13 protein-coding genes are annotated in these 14,052 nt (G+C 62.5%); 1 reads left to right on the forward strand and 12 read right to left on the reverse strand.

All coding sequences use genetic code 11. The features are described from left to right. Window positions 1-5: 5 nt before the first annotated feature. The 3 genes from secDF to yajC all read right to left on the reverse strand — a co-directional run bounded on the left by secDF (window position 6) and on the right by yajC (window position 4,105). The gene (secDF, locus tag NKJ40_RS17040) at window positions 6-2,558 is read right to left on the reverse strand and encodes a protein translocase subunit SecDF (RefSeq protein ID WP_352467004.1); all 2,553 of its coding nucleotides are present in this window, start codon (window positions 2,556-2,558) and stop codon (window positions 6-8) included. Window positions 2,559-2,646: 88 nt separating this feature from the next. Beyond that, window positions 2,647-3,690, reverse strand: coding sequence for a SecDF P1 head subdomain-containing protein (locus NKJ40_RS17045; RefSeq protein ID WP_352467005.1), 1,044 nt, complete (start codon window positions 3,688-3,690; stop codon window positions 2,647-2,649). Between the two features lie 76 nt (window positions 3,691-3,766). Next, entirely contained in the window at window positions 3,767-4,105 is a 339-nt protein-coding gene (yajC, locus tag NKJ40_RS17050; RefSeq protein WP_352467006.1) for a preprotein translocase subunit YajC, read from the reverse strand. 293 nt (window positions 4,106-4,398) lie between these two features. On the opposite strand from yajC, the gene NKJ40_RS17055 reads away from it, so the two are divergent. Continuing rightward, the gene (locus NKJ40_RS17055) at window positions 4,399-5,274 is read left to right on the forward strand and encodes an ATP-binding protein (RefSeq protein WP_352467007.1); all 876 of its coding nucleotides are present in this window, start codon (window positions 4,399-4,401) and stop codon (window positions 5,272-5,274) included. Window positions 5,275-5,370: 96 nt separating this feature from the next. Here the strand turns inward: NKJ40_RS17055 and NKJ40_RS17060 are convergent, their stop codons facing one another. The 9 genes from NKJ40_RS17060 to NKJ40_RS17100 form a co-directional block, all read right to left on the reverse strand. After that, the gene (locus NKJ40_RS17060) at window positions 5,371-6,903 is read right to left on the reverse strand and encodes a peptidoglycan DD-metalloendopeptidase family protein (RefSeq protein ID WP_023678923.1); all 1,533 of its coding nucleotides are present in this window, start codon (window positions 6,901-6,903) and stop codon (window positions 5,371-5,373) included. Window positions 6,904-7,229: 326 nt separating this feature from the next. Then, the gene (locus NKJ40_RS17065) at window positions 7,230-7,895 is read right to left on the reverse strand and encodes a protein-L-isoaspartate(D-aspartate) O-methyltransferase (protein ID WP_023678924.1); all 666 of its coding nucleotides are present in this window, start codon (window positions 7,893-7,895) and stop codon (window positions 7,230-7,232) included. Continuing rightward, entirely contained in the window at window positions 7,892-8,650 is a 759-nt protein-coding gene (gene surE, locus NKJ40_RS17070; protein WP_352467008.1) for a 5'/3'-nucleotidase SurE, read from the reverse strand. Before surE ends, NKJ40_RS17065 begins: the two co-directional genes overlap by 4 nt. Window positions 8,651-8,894: 244 nt before the next feature. Beyond that, on the reverse strand, window positions 8,895-10,202 hold the full coding sequence (gene serS / locus NKJ40_RS17075; protein ID WP_352467009.1) for a serine--tRNA ligase: 1,308 nt from the start codon (window positions 10,200-10,202) through the stop codon (window positions 8,895-8,897). Between the two features lie 294 nt (window positions 10,203-10,496). After that, window positions 10,497-11,360, reverse strand: a complete 864-nt coding sequence (gene tatC, locus NKJ40_RS17080; RefSeq protein WP_023678927.1) for a twin-arginine translocase subunit TatC — start codon at window positions 11,358-11,360, stop codon at window positions 10,497-10,499. Next, the gene (tatB, locus tag NKJ40_RS17085; RefSeq protein ID WP_352467010.1) at window positions 11,357-12,043 is read right to left on the reverse strand and encodes a Sec-independent protein translocase protein TatB; all 687 of its coding nucleotides are present in this window, start codon (window positions 12,041-12,043) and stop codon (window positions 11,357-11,359) included. Before tatB ends, tatC begins: the two co-directional genes overlap by 4 nt. Before the next feature lie 28 nt (window positions 12,044-12,071). Further along, window positions 12,072-12,293 (reverse strand): twin-arginine translocase TatA/TatE family subunit, encoded by a 222-nt coding sequence (locus tag NKJ40_RS17090; RefSeq protein ID WP_352467011.1) that lies wholly within the window; start codon window positions 12,291-12,293, stop codon window positions 12,072-12,074. A 178-nt stretch (window positions 12,294-12,471) separates the two neighbouring features. Continuing rightward, window positions 12,472-13,251: an SMC-Scp complex subunit ScpB gene (scpB, locus tag NKJ40_RS17095; RefSeq protein ID WP_352467012.1), complete on the reverse strand. Its 780-nt coding sequence runs from the start codon at window positions 13,249-13,251 to the stop codon at window positions 12,472-12,474. Beyond that, complete coding sequence (locus NKJ40_RS17100) at window positions 13,248-14,048, reverse strand: segregation and condensation protein A (protein ID WP_023678931.1); 801 nt, start codon at window positions 14,046-14,048, stop codon at window positions 13,248-13,250. The genes scpB and NKJ40_RS17100 overlap by 4 nt, the downstream gene beginning before the upstream one ends. Window positions 14,049-14,052 lie beyond the last annotated feature (4 nt).

The raw sequence follows: 14,052 nt of genomic DNA on the forward strand, positions 1-14,052 counted from the left end.
GGCCGTCAGGTGGCTATGGCTTTGCCGCCGCCCACCGGCTTTTCCTCATCGGACGCTGTGGCCTGCGGCCGCAGCTTGAACAGGATAAGCAGTGGCGCAGCGATAAAGATCGACGAATAGGTGCCGAACACGACGCCGAACAGCATGGCCATGGTGAACGAGCGGATCACCTCGCCGCCGAACAGCACCAGCGCCAGCAGCGCCAGGATCGTCGTCACCGAGGTCAGCGTCGTTCTCGACAGCGTCTCGTTGATAGCGTTGTTCAGCAATTGCGGCAGCGGCATTCGTTTATATTTTCGCAGATCCTCGCGAACACGGTCATAGACGACGATCGTGTCGTTGAGCGAATAACCGATGATGGTGAGGATCGCCGCCAGCGACGACTGGTTGAATTCCAGCCCTGTGAGGACGAAGAAGCCGATCGTCATGACCACGTCGTGCACCGTCGCAACGATGGCGCCGACCGCGAATTGCCATTCGAAGCGGAACCAGACATAGATCAGGATGCCGAGCAGCGCGACAAGCATGGCGATGGTGCCTTGCTTGGCGAGCTCGCCCGAGACCGTCGGCCCGACCACTTCGACGCGGCGAAAATCATACTGGTCCTGCAGCTCGCCGCGCACCTTGTCGATGACGGTCTGCTCGGCATTCTCGCCGCCCTCCTGCGTACCGACGCGGATCAGCACGTCGTTCGGCTCGCCGAACTGCTGAACCTGCACCTCGCCGATATTGAGCTCCGTCAGCCTGCCGCGGATGTCAGCCAGATCGGCGTTGCCGGCCTTGGACTTCACCTCGATCAGTGAGCCGCCCTTGAAATCGATGCCATAATTGATGTCGATGGTCATGAAGCCGACGACCGACAGGATCGAAAGCACGCTCGACAACGCAAAGGTCCAACGGCGGATGCCCATGAACGGAATTCTGGTTCCGGGCGGAATGAAGGTCACCGGCGCCCGCGGCAACTCCTTCGGACGGGCACGGCGAAGCCAGATCGACACCAGCAGGCGGGTGAAGGTGAAGGCGGTGAAGACCGTGGTCAGGATACCGATGGCATAGGTGACGGCAAAGCCCTTCACCGGCCCTGTTCCGAGCCAGAACAGCACCACGGTCGCGATCAGCGAGGTGACGTTGGAATCGACGATGGTCGCCAGCGCCTTGCTGAAACCGGTATCGATCGCCTGGATGACCGAGCGCCCAGCACGCCGCTCTTCGCGGATGCGTTCGTAGATGAGAACGTTCGAGTCGACCGCCATGCCGATGGTCAGCACGATACCGGCGATACCGGGCAGGGTCAGCGTTGCTCCAAGCAGCGACAGCAGCCCGACGATCATCGCCACATGCACCGCCAGCGCGATGTTGGCGAGGAAGCCGAGGAAACCGTAGGCGACGAACATGAACGCCACGACGAGGATCGAGCCGATGATGCCGGCGACCTTTCCGGCGTGGATGGAATCCTGGCCAAGTCCAGGACCCACGGTGCGCTCTTCGATCACCGTCAGCGTCGCCGGCAAGGCGCCGGCACGCAGCAGCACGGCGAGGTCGTTGGCGCTCTCGGCGGTGAAATTCCCCGATATCTGGCCGCTGCCGCCGGGGATCGGTTCGTTGATCCGCGGTGCAGAAATCACCTGATTGTCGAGGATGATGGCAAACAGTTTGCCGACATTCTGTGACGTCGCCTGGCCGAACCGCTGCGCTCCTTTTGAATCGAAGCGGAACGAAACGACCGGCTCGTTGGTCTGGGAGTTGAACGTCGCCTGGGCATCGACGAGGTTTTCGCCCGAAACGATGACGCGGTTCTCGATCAGGTACGGAACCGGCGGGTCGTCCTGCGAATACAGCACCGAGGATCCCGGCGGCGGACGGCCGTTCAGCGCATCCTGCACCGGCATCGATTGGTCGACCATCTGGAAGGTCAGCTTTGCGGTCTGGCCAAGAATTTCCTTCAGCCGTTGCGGATCCTGCAGACCAGGCACCTGCACCAGGATTCGGTCGTCGCCTTGCCGCTGCACGATCGGCTCGGTGGTGCCGAGTTCGTTGACGCGACGCTCGACAACCTGGATCGCCTGCGTCAGCGCCGTCGAGGTGCGATATTTGATCCCCGCATCGGTGACGGCAAATTTGAGCAGGCCGGGCTCGGAATCATCCAGCGTCATCTCCTGGACGGAGCCGCCGCTGAACAGGCCGGCGGCCACCGGATTGGTCAATGGTTTCAAGGCTGTCTTGGCAGCGTCGATCCGTGCGGGATCGGTGATGCGGACCTGCACCGTGCGGCCCGTTCCGGAAAGGCCCGTATAGCCGATCTTGGCATCGCGCAGCAGCGTCCTGATTTCGTCGCGTGTCGTCTCCAGTCGATCCTTGATCAGATCGTTCGGATCCATCCTGAGCAGGATGTGCGAGCCGCCCTGCAGGTCGAGGCCGAGCGTCATCTGCCGCTTCGGCACCCAGTCGGGCAACTTGGCCAGCGTGCTGGCGGAAAAAAGATTGGGCGCAGCGAGGACCACCGTGGCGGCCACGGCCAGCCAGATCAGGATCATCTTGAAGCGCGAAAAATAAAGCATCAGTTCTTATCCGTTCAGGCGTACAAGCGGCAGCATTCCGCCATCGGTCGGTTTACGGGCATATTTCTAATTCTGACCACGGCCGGCCCTATCGTGCTTCCTCGGCGATTGTCAATCTTGCTGGCAAGGGGCCGGTGCGCAGCAGCAGGGCGAGGTCATTGGCGCTTTCAGCGGTGAAATTTCCCGATATCTGACCGGTGCCGCCTTCAATGGGCTCTCGGATAACAGGCGCCGAAATAACCTTATCGTCTAAAATAACTGCAAACGGCTTGCCAATATACTGCGTCGTAGCCCATTTGAAACGCGCCGTACCCCGGGAATCAAGCCGGAATGAGACGACAGGCTCATCGGTCGCCAAATTGCGGTTTGCTTGCGCATCCAGTACATTTTTACCTGAAAGGATAACCCGATTTTCGATCAAGTAGGGAACCGGAGGATCGTCCACCGAATAAAAAACCGCCGAGCCAACGGGCGGGCGGGCGCTGATTGCCTCGTCGACTGGCATCGATTGATCAACGAGTTGGAAGCTCAGGTGACCGGGCCGGGTGAGAATTTGTCCTAGCCTTTGCGGATCGGCAACGCCCGACGTGCGGACCAATATGCCGTCTTCATTCGTTGACCGAACCACCGGGTGGGCGCCCAGGTCGCGGATACGATCTTTGATGACCTCAACCGACTGTGCAAGCGCGGCCGAAGTTCGATACTTCAAACCTGCATCCGTTACGATGAATTTGAGCAGGCCGGGCCCACTGTCGTCCAGGGTCATTTCCTGGACACCGCTGTCCGCGACAGGATCGGTCACCGTTTTGAGTGTCGCCTTGGCGACATCGAGCTGAGCCGGATCTGTTATGTGCACCTGAACGGTTCGACCCGAACTGGCAAGGCCGGTATAGCCGATTCTGGCTTCGCGTAGCAGCAACCGGACCTCGTCGCGTGTTGCTTTCAGCCGGCCCTCGATCACGTCGGACACATCCAACCTGAGCAGGATGTGTGGACCATCTTGCTGGCTTGCTTCAACGGTTGACTGGCTTTCGGCAAGCCATTCTGGTCGCATGGTATGCAAACCGGCCGCGAAGATATTGGTCGTGTGGAAGATAACCGTGCTGGCTACGGCAAACCACGTCAGGATCATCTTCAGGCGCCAAAGGTGGAACATATGCCGTCGTTCGTCAGAGCCCTGCCCGCGGATCGTTCCGCCGACAATTCGGTTATTTCTTGGCGTTCTGGTTCGCCACCGGCTCGCCCTTGACGCGCACGTCGGCGATCGTCGAGCGCAGTGCCGTCACCTTGATGCCGCCAAGGTCGACTTCGAGCTCATTGTCATCGATCACCTTGGTCACCTTGCCGACGAAGCCGCCGCCGGTGACCACCGTATCGCCGCGGCGGATCGCCGAAAGCATCTCGCCGCGCTTCTTCAGCTGCGTGCGCTGCGGCCGGATGATCAGAAAATACATGATCACGAAAATCAGCGCAAACGGCACGATCTGGATAAACATTGCGGACGAGTCCCCGCCGATGCCTTGGGCGTATGCCGGTGTCACGAACATCGAGGTACTCCTGAATTTTGAAAAACAGCCGCCAAACCGTATCCTGTGAAGACGGCCCCGCCAAATTTGGCCGGAATATAGTCGGTAACGTTGCCAATGCAACTGCGCCGCCGGGCAAATCGGCTGCTTTTCCGGCCTGGTGAGCCGTGTTAGAGGGTGATCCCGAAAAGCGACGCTCGGTTTCAGCAAAAGATCATGCCCGAACAAATGCTTGGGACGAGTTTCGAAACCGCTGAAATCAGGCAGGTTGGCCTGCCGCACCGTCCTGAATGCGAAAACAAAAAAGACAAGAGATGACCGACAGCAGCATCGATATCCTGAGCCAGAAGCTCGACCGCCTGATCGAGGCGGTCGCCCGCCTCGCCCCGCCGCCGGTGCCGCAAACCAACCTCGGCGAGGCCGATTGCTTCGTCTGGCAGGCCGATCCCGGCTATCTGGAACCGGTGCGCAAGGTCAACCGCGTCGACATCGGCCTGATCCGCGGCGTCGACCGCGTCCGCGACATATTGGTCGACAACACCGAGCGCTTCGCCTCCGGCTACGCCGCCAACAACGTGCTGTTGTGGGGCGCGCGCGGCATGGGCAAATCGTCGCTGGTCAAGGCGGTGCACGCCGCGGTCAACGCTTCGGCCAAGCTCGACCTGCCGCTCAAGCTTATCGAGATCCATCGCGAAGACATCGACACGCTGCCGAAGCTGATGGGACTGCTGAAGGCGGCACCCTTCCGCTTCATCCTGTTTTGCGACGACCTGTCATTCGACCATGACGACACGTCCTATAAATCGCTGAAGGCAGCGCTTGAAGGCGGCGTCGAGGGCCGCCCGGCCAACGTCATCTTCTACGCCACCTCGAACCGGCGGCATCTGTTGCCGCGCGACATGATCGACAATGAGCGCTCGACGGCGATCAATCCGTCCGAAGCGGTCGAGGAAAAGGTTTCGCTGTCGGACCGTTTCGGCCTGTGGCTTGGCTTCCACAAATGTTCGCAGGACGAATATCTCGACATGATCGAAGGCTATGTCCGCCATCACGATCTCGCCATCGATCCCGAGACGCTGCGCGCCGAGGCGCTGGAATGGGCGACGACGCGCGGCAGCCGTTCGGGCCGCGTCGCCTGGCAGTTCACCCAGGATCTGGCAGGCCGGCTCGGCAAATCGCTGAAGGATTAGCCGCTCAAGGACTAACAGCAGAAGAAGCCCGCACCTTGCGGAGCGGACTTCCTCGGCGGGCTGAAGGTCAAGTGGCCCGCAAATCGCTTTCGTCTTCTATTCGAGATAGGTCGAAGGATCGACCGGCGCCGAGTTCTTGCGCACTTCGAAATGCAGTTTCGGCGAGTCGGTGGTGCCGCTCATGCCGGACAGGGCGATTTCCTGGCCGCGCTTGACCTTTTGGCCGCGCTGCACCTCGATCGAGCTGGCGTGGCCGTAGACAGTGACCAGACCGTTTTCGTGCCGCACCAGCACCGTGTTGCCGAATTCCTTGAGGCCGTCACCGGCATAGATGACGACGCCGTTTTCAGCTGCCTTGACCGGCGTCCCCTCGGGCACGGCAATGTCGACGCCGTCCTTGCCGCCGCCGAAGCTTGAGATCACGCGGCCGCGCACCGGCCAGCGCATCTTGCCGATGCCCGTTGCGTCCGGCGCCACCGCATCGTCGTCCTCGGCCTGCTGGATGACTTTCGCGTCCTTCTTTGGCGGCGTGTAGGAGGCGAGCGTCTGCGTCGGCGTGGCCTTGGCAGGCGGCTGGGTGGTGGCCGTCGTCACCGGATCGACCTTTGCCGGCTTCGCACTGGCGACGACAGCGGTTCCGCCTGCCGGCACTTTCAGGGTCTGGCCGATCTTGAGCAGTCCATCCTGCATGCCGTTCGCCTGCTTCAACGCGACGACGCCGACGCCGGTCTTTCTGGCGATGGCCGACAGCGTATCGCCTTGCTGAACCGTGTAGGTGCCGCCAGCACCGGCTGGCTTGGCCGTCGCCGAAGCCACTTTGGGCGCGGTCTTTCCATCCTTCGGCTGGCTTGCGGCAGCCGAGGCGTCCACCTGCGCGGCAGACTTGCCTTCCCTGAGCTTCGGCTGCTGCGGCAGCACGGCCACCTTCTCCGGCGCGTCGGCCGGCTGGTCGTGCCTGGTGCCGTTCGCGGGCTTGGCGTCGGCGACTTTCGGCGTGGCGCCGTTGCTCGAATACGCATAGGCCGGGATGACGAGCTTCTGGCCGGTCTTCAGCCCCTTGGTCGCGCTCAGCCCGTTTACTTTCATGATGGCATCGGCCGGCACGCCGTAGCGCCGTGACAGGCCGGAAATGGTCTCGCCGTCCTTGACGACGATCTCGGTTGCATGCGGTGCGCCGGCGGCCGTCGCCATGCGCGGCGCGTCGGGCTCGGCGTTCTTGAACGGCCTTGCCGCCGGAGCGACGGTGCCGGTTGCCGTCCTGTCGACACGAGGAGCGGCAGGCGCCAGGGTCGGCGCGGCAGCGGTACGCACCGGACGGGCTGCGGGTGCCAGGGCGGGAGCCGGCGGTGGCAACTGCTGTCCCGTAACCGGTTCGAGGCTTGAGCGGCTGACCGACTGGGTGTGGCTGCCGTCGATCGGCGCGGCCGCAACATCGCCCGGATAGGGCTGGGCAGCATCCTGCTTGTCGATGATGGCGCGCTGGTTGTTGGTCGAGGCGGTGAACACGTCATCGACGCTGTTGAACCGCGCCACCTGGGAACTACACCCCGTCGCAGCGCCTGCGATCATGAGGACGGCGCAGCCACGCGCCAGATTGCGTCCGTTTGCCTTCAAAACACTGAATTGCATCGCACTAACCCGCACAGACCCGGTACAACTGAGTGTGATTAAAGCGCGTTAATGTTACCGGTCGGTTAAACTTGTAGAATCAGACGCAAATTTTCTTAAAATATTCGAGGATCGAGCGCCGGGTGTGTCGAGATTCAGGTCAGGCCGAGCCGAAAATGGTGGGTTCCGAGAACCGGAGCGGAGCGTACTTTTGGGTACGTGAGCACCGGCCTACGCCGGCCATAGCCTTAACTGCCGCGACCTCTTATGAATGCTTCGGCCGGCGAAGGCCGGAAGTGGAGGAAGCCGCCATTTGCAGGCCGGCCTAACCTGAATATCGACACAGCCTAGATCACCGCGGCGACACCGTGCAGGATCGGCTGCAGGCGCACCAGGCCGATATCCTCGCGTTCGAAGCGGCTGCCGACCTTGGTCAGCTTGGCCAGCACCTGCTCGCCTTCGTCGGGTCCGATCGGCGCGATGACGATGCCGCCGCTCGACAATTGGTCGAGGAGAAAGCGCGGCAGGCTGTCGAAGGCCGCCCAGGCGACGATGCGGTCGAACGGCGCTTCGTTGGCCAGCCCGTTGGAACCGTCCGCCTGGCGCACGATGACATTGCCGATGGCGAGCGCCTCGAGCCGCTGCCGGGCCTGTTCGGCCAGCGTCTTGTAACGGTCGATGGTGACGATCCGCGCGGCAAGCCGCGACATCACCGCCGCCGTGTAGCCGGACCCGGTGCCGATCTCGAGCACCCGGTTGCCCGGCTCGATGGCAAGTGCCGCGATCACCGCCGCCTGCAGGTCGGCGCCTTCGATGGCCTCGCCGCATTCGATCGGCAGCATACGGTCCGACCAGGCTATCGGGTGGAAATGCGGAGACAGAAAGCCGCGCCGCGGCGTCGCCTCGAAGGCGGCGATCAGCGCCTTCGGCACCGTCCCCCTGCCGCGCAGACGAAGCAGGAAGGCAGCGAAACCTTCGCGCTCGTCGACCGTTGCAGCGTGGTTCAAGTTCATGCGAGCGCCTTGGCCAGTTGATCGCGGATTTCATGCGCGGTGAGATCGAGCTGCAGCGGCGTCACCGACACCAGCCGATTGCGCAAGGCATGGAGGTCGGTGCCTTGCTTGCCCTCGACCGGCTCGCGGCCGAAGCGCAGCCAGTAGTAAGGCAGGCCGCGCCCGTCGCGCCGCTCGTCGACCCACAGGCTGTGGACCAGCTTGCCCTGCGAAGTGACTACAGTTCCGGCGATCTCTTCCGGCGCACAGTTCGGAAAATTGACGTTGAGCAGCACGCCGTCCGGCAACGGCATGGCGACGAGCTTTTCGAGCAGGGCCGGCGCCAGCGCTTCGGTCGTCTCGTAGGGAACGACGCGGTCCTCGCCGACATAGGAATAGGCCTGGCTGATGGCGATCGATCGCACGCCGAGCAGCGCGCCTTCCATGGCGCCGGCGACCGTGCCCGAATAGGTGACGTCGTCGGCGATGTTGGCGCCGGAATTGACGCCGGACAGGATCAGGTCAGGCGCTTCGGGCAGGATCTTCTTCACGCCCATGATGACACAGTCGGTCGGCGTTCCGCGCACCGCAAAGTGCTTTTCGCCGATTTTCCTGAGCCGCAGCGGCTCCGAGATCGACAGCGAATGCGCATAGCCGGACTGATCCTGTTCCGGTGCCACCACCCAGACGTCGTCCGACAGCGTGCGCGCGATGCGTTCGAGTGATGCAAGGCCCTCGGCATGGATGCCGTCGTCGTTGGTCAGAAGGATGCGCATGAGACCGCCTTTGCAGAATTGGATTGACGGCAGCGCTCTACGATACCCCCCTCTGTCCTGCCCTCTTTTCCACCGCTTGACATCTCCCCCTCAAGGGGGGAGATCGGCAATTCCGTAGCCGCCGCCTTCCTTGCTACGCCAACAGTTGGCGAAAGCTGTGATGACGGCGCAATCTCCCCCCTTGAGGGGGAGATGTCCGGCAGGACAGAGGGGGGCGCGAAGGAACGCGGGGCCGACAAGCTTGTCACTTCGATGATTCGATCTTTGCGAGACCGCCCATGTAAGGCCGAAGCGCTTCAGGAATGGTTACGCTGCCGTCCTCGTTCTGGTAATTTTCGATGACGGCAATGAGAGCGCGGCCGACGGCGGTGCCGGAACCGTTCAGCGTGTGGACGAAGCGGTTGCCCTTGCCGTCTTTGTCCTTGTAGCGGGCGTCCATGCGCCGCGCCTGGAAATCGCCGCATACCGAGCACGACGATATCTCGCGATAGGCATTCTGGCCGGACAGCCAGACCTCGATGTCGTAGGTCTTGCGCGCGCCAAAGCCCATGTCGCCGGTGCACAGCGTCACGGTGCGGAACGGCAGGCCGAGCCGCTTCAGCACCTCCTCGGCGCATTCGATCATGCGCTCATGCTCGGCAACCGAAGTCTCCTGGTCGGTGATCGACACCAGCTCGACCTTGTAGAACTGGTGCTGGCGCAGCATGCCGCGCGTGTCGCGCCCGGCCGAGCCCGCCTCGGAGCGGAAGCACGGCGTCAGCGCCGTATAGCGCAGCGGCAGTTTTTCGTGCGGCGTGATCTCGTCGCGAACGAGATTGGTGAGCGGCACTTCGGCGGTTGGGATTAGGCCAAGCCTGCCGTCCCCGTGCCGAACGAAGAATAAATCCTCCTCGAATTTCGGCAGTTGCCCGGTCCCGAAAAGCACCTCGTCGCGCACCATCAACGGCGGCTGGATCTCTACATAGCCGTGCTCGGTGGTGTGCAGGTCCAGCATGAACTGGCCGAGCGCGCGTTCCATCCGCGCCAGGCCGCTTTTGAGCACGGTGAAGCGCGAGCCGGAAAGCCGTGCTGCCCGCTCGAAATCCATCATGCCGAGCGCTTCGCCGATCTCGAAATGCTCCTTCACCCAGTTCGGCCGCGTCGGCACCTCGCCGACGACGCGCTTGACGACGTTGTCGTGCTCGTCCTTGCCGACCGGCACGTCGTCGAACGGCACGTTTGGCAGCACTGCCAACGCATCGTTCAGCGCCTTGTCGAGCTCGCGCTCGCGCGCCTCGCCATTCTGGATGAAGGCCTTGATCTCGCCGACCTCGGCCTTCAGCCTTTCGGCAAGAGCTGCATCGCCCGAGCGCATGGCATTGCCGATCTCCTTCGATGCGGCGTTGCGGCGTTCCTGCCTGGTCTGCAGCTCGGTCAGATGCTCGCGCCGCGCCTCATCCGCGGCGATCAGGTCGTCGACCGTGGACTGCGCATCCTCAGCCGACCACGAGCGCTTCTTCAGCGCTTCGACAAGGGCCTTTGGGTTGTCGCGAATCCATTTGATGTCAAGCATGGTCTGTTCGTCCTCGGCACGGCGGTTTCGGGGCAAGGAAATGCCCAAAACAAAGACCAGAGGGCGTAAACCGCATCGATACAAGACGTCAAGGCAGAGTTCCTTCGCGCCGACCTCAGGTAGGCAGCACACGCAACGTTCGATCGAAAGAACCCCGGAAACAAAAACCCGCCTCGAGAGGCGGGTTTTTGGAGCCAATTGGCACCATACTTAAATTAGTAGCATAGCTGCCGGCACAAAGCAAGAACAAAGTTGCCATGGCCGGCAAAAAAATGCTGCCCGCTTCAACCGAACCTACGTCGAAGACGCGTCCGCCGGCTTTTCGGCCACCTCTTCGGTGGCGTCCTGCTTTTCGCGGGCCACACGGTCGCGCTCCTTGCTGCGTTCGATCAGCCGGGCCGACCAGATCGAGACCTCGTAGAGCAGGATCGTCGGAATGGCGAGGCCGATCTGGCTCATCGGGTCGGGCGGCGTCAGCACCGCCGCCACCACGAAGGCGATGACGATCGCCCATTTGCGCTTCTCGGCCAGGGCCGTGGACGACAGCATGCCGACCCGCGTCATCAGGCTTGTCACCACCGGCAGCTGGAACACCAGGCCGAAGGAGAAGATCAGCGTCATGATCAGGCTGAGATATTCGGACACTTTCGGCAGCAGCGAAATCTGCACCTGGTCGTTGGTGCCGGTCTGCTGCATGGCGAGGAAGAACCACATCACCATCGGCGTGAAGAAGAAATAGACCAGCGATGCGCCCATCAGGAACAGGATTGGCGAGGCGATCAGGAACGGCAGGAAGGCGTTGCGCTCGTTTTTGTAGAGGCCGGGCGCGATGAATTTGTAGATCTGCGTGGCGATCAGCGGAAAGGCGATGACCATGCCGCCGAACATGGCGAGCTTGACCTGGGTAAAGAAGAACTCCTGTGGCGCCGTATAGATCAGCTCGACCTTGTGCGGGTCGAGCCCGGCCCATTGGGTCGCCCATCTGAACGGAATGACCAGAAGGTTGAACAGCCGCTTGGCGAAAAAGAAGCAGACCAGGAAGGCAACAAAAAAACCGCCAATCGACCAGATCAGCCGCCGGCGCAACTCGATCAGGTGCTCCATCAGCGGAGCCGACGATTTTTCTATCTCGTCCTTTTCCTTGTCCGAAACGCTCACTTGGCGGCTCCCGCCGTTTTCCTGGCGGCCGGCTTCTTCGTTGCTGACGCCGGCTTCTTCGCCGCTGACGACTGCGCTTTTTGCTCAGCTTTTGCGGCAGCCTTCGGCGCAGCGGTCTTTGCCGGCTTGGCCGGCGCGGCGGCCGCGGCTTTCGCGGGCGCTGGCTTCTTCTTTGCCGCAGGTGCTTTTTTCGGCACGGCCGCTGCAGCCGTTTGCACCTGCACTGCCGGCGCTACGACGGACTCGTCCGTCATCGCCGGAAAGATCGACGTGGCCGGCGTCGGCTCCGGCGGGCTGACGCCCGGCATCGTCGTTGCGCCGTTCTTCAGCGGCTCGGCTGTCTGCTCTGTCGAAGCGGCGGCATCGACGGCCGGCTTGGGTTTCATCACTGCGTCGACGCCGGAACGGACGTCGGCGGCGGCCTGCTCGAAGGGATTGAGCTGCTTCCTGATCTCGGCTGCCGGATTGAGGCTTCTCAGCGAATCGACCGACTTCTTGACGTCGTCGAGCTCGGCTTCCTTCAACGCATCGTTGAACTGCCGCTGGAAATCGGAAGCCATGGCGCGCAGCTTCGCCGTTGTGCGGCCGAAGGTGCGCAGCATGTTGGGCAAATCCTTGGGCCCGACGACCACGATCATGACGATCGCGATCACCAGCATCTCGGTCCAGCCGACTTCGAACATGGCTATACGTTCCGACTAAAGTTTGGGCTCAGCTTTTGCTGGCCTTTTCCTTCGGTACCGAAACGGTTTCGTCGGCACGGTGTTCGACGGTACGCTTGTCCTCGGCAGCGTCGTCGTCCGCCATGCCCTTCTTGAAGCTCTTGATGCCCTTGGCCATGTCGCCCATCAGCTCGGGGATCTTGCCGCGGCCGAAGACCAGCAGCACGATCACCAGAACGATCATCCAGTGCCAAATCGAAAATGAACCCATAGCAAATCTCTCTCGAACGGTTTCCCAGACGCTGATCTATGCGCTTTCGGGTTCGGATTCAAACAGAACTGCGACAGAGTTCATGAATGAGTGGCCGAAGTCACGCACTTTCGGCACGGCGGCCCGCTACCAATCGGCGCAGTTCCATCCTGCCTGTGGCTTTAAGATGGCGCTCGGCTCAATCTTCCGTGACGCGCGGCGTCAAAAGGCCGAGTTCTTCGAGGTCGATGTCGGTCAGCGGATCCTCGTCGTCGGTGAGCGCATCGGGGTCGGCCGGCGGCAGCGGCACCGAGAAATTCGACGGCATGCGGCCGGACAGCAGCCCGGCACCTTTCAATTCCTCCATGCCGGGGAGATCGCGGATCTCCTCCAGCGCGAAATGGTCGAGGAAAATGTCGGTCGTGCCGTAGGTGACGGGACGGCCGGGCGTGCGGCGCCGGCCGCGCATCCTCACCCATTCGGTCTCCATCAGCGTGTCGAGCGTCCCCTTTGAGGTCTCGACGCCGCGGATGTCCTCGATCTCGGCGCGCGTTACCGGCTGGTGGTAGGCGATGATCGCCAGCACTTCGAGGGCAGCGCGGGACAGTTTGCGCTGCTGCACCGTGTCACGGCTCATCAGGAACGCAAGGTCGCCGGCGGTGCGAAACGCCCAGGCATCGCCGACGCGCACCAAATTGACGCCGCGCCGCGCATAGATCTGCTGCAGGTCGGCCATCGCCGCGGCAATGTTGATGCCGTCGGGCAGTCGCGAAGTGAGCTGTTTTTCGCTGACCGGCTCGGCGCTGGCGAATACGATCGCCTCGGCCATCCGTACGGCCTCCGCCATATGCAGCCGCTCGCCAGGATTCCGCGACAAATTCTGCCCCTGATTTTGTGCCGGGTTTTCGGCGACCGCGCCTTGCTCGGCGTCGTCGTCGACCTTGAACGGAATGACCGAAGCGTTGGCGCGTTCGCTCATGGTGTTACCTCGACTATCTTGATGGCCTGGGCGCGGCCGCGCAGATAAAGCGGCGCGAACACCTGGTCCTGCCGCATTTCCATCTTGCCTTCGCGCACCAGTTCCAGCGTCGCCGCAAACGAACTGGCAACCGCGGTGCGCCGCTCTTCCGGGCCGGCCAGATATTCGACCAGGAAACTGTCGAGCGCCGTCCAGTCGCGCAGCGACCCGATCAGCCTGGTCAGCACGTCGCGCGCATCCTTGAGCGACCACACGCCGCGCCTGGCGATCGTCACATTGGTTATTGCCTGCTTCTGGCGCTGCTGGGCATAGGCGGTCAACAGGTCGTAGAGCGAGGCCGAATAGGCATTGCGCTTCTCGACGATGACCATTTCCGGCATGCCGCGTGCAAACACGTCGCGTCCGAGCCGGTTGCGGTTGACCAGCCGTGCCGCCGCGTCGCGCATCGCCTCCAGCCGCTTCAGCCGGAACTGCAGCACTGCCGCCAGTTCCTCGCCGCTTTCGCCTTCGTCGCCGGGCTGCTTGGGGATCAGGAGCTTCGACTTGAGAAACGCCAGCCACGCCGCCATCACCAGATAGTCGGCGGCAAGCTCCAGCCTCAGCGCCCTCACCTTCTCGACGAAGGCCAGATACTGTTCGGCCAGCGCCAGGATCGAGATGCGCGACAGGTCGACCTTCTGATTGCGGGCAAGATGCAGCAGAAGATCGAGCGGACCTTCGAAGCCGGCCACATCGACGACCAACGCCGGATCGCCGGTCAGCCGAGAATCGTCGTTCTCGGCCCACAAGCGGTCCATCGGT

It is taken from the genome of Mesorhizobium sp. M0119 (assembly GCF_040322615.1).
Taxonomy (GTDB): domain Bacteria; phylum Pseudomonadota; class Alphaproteobacteria; order Rhizobiales; family Rhizobiaceae; genus Mesorhizobium.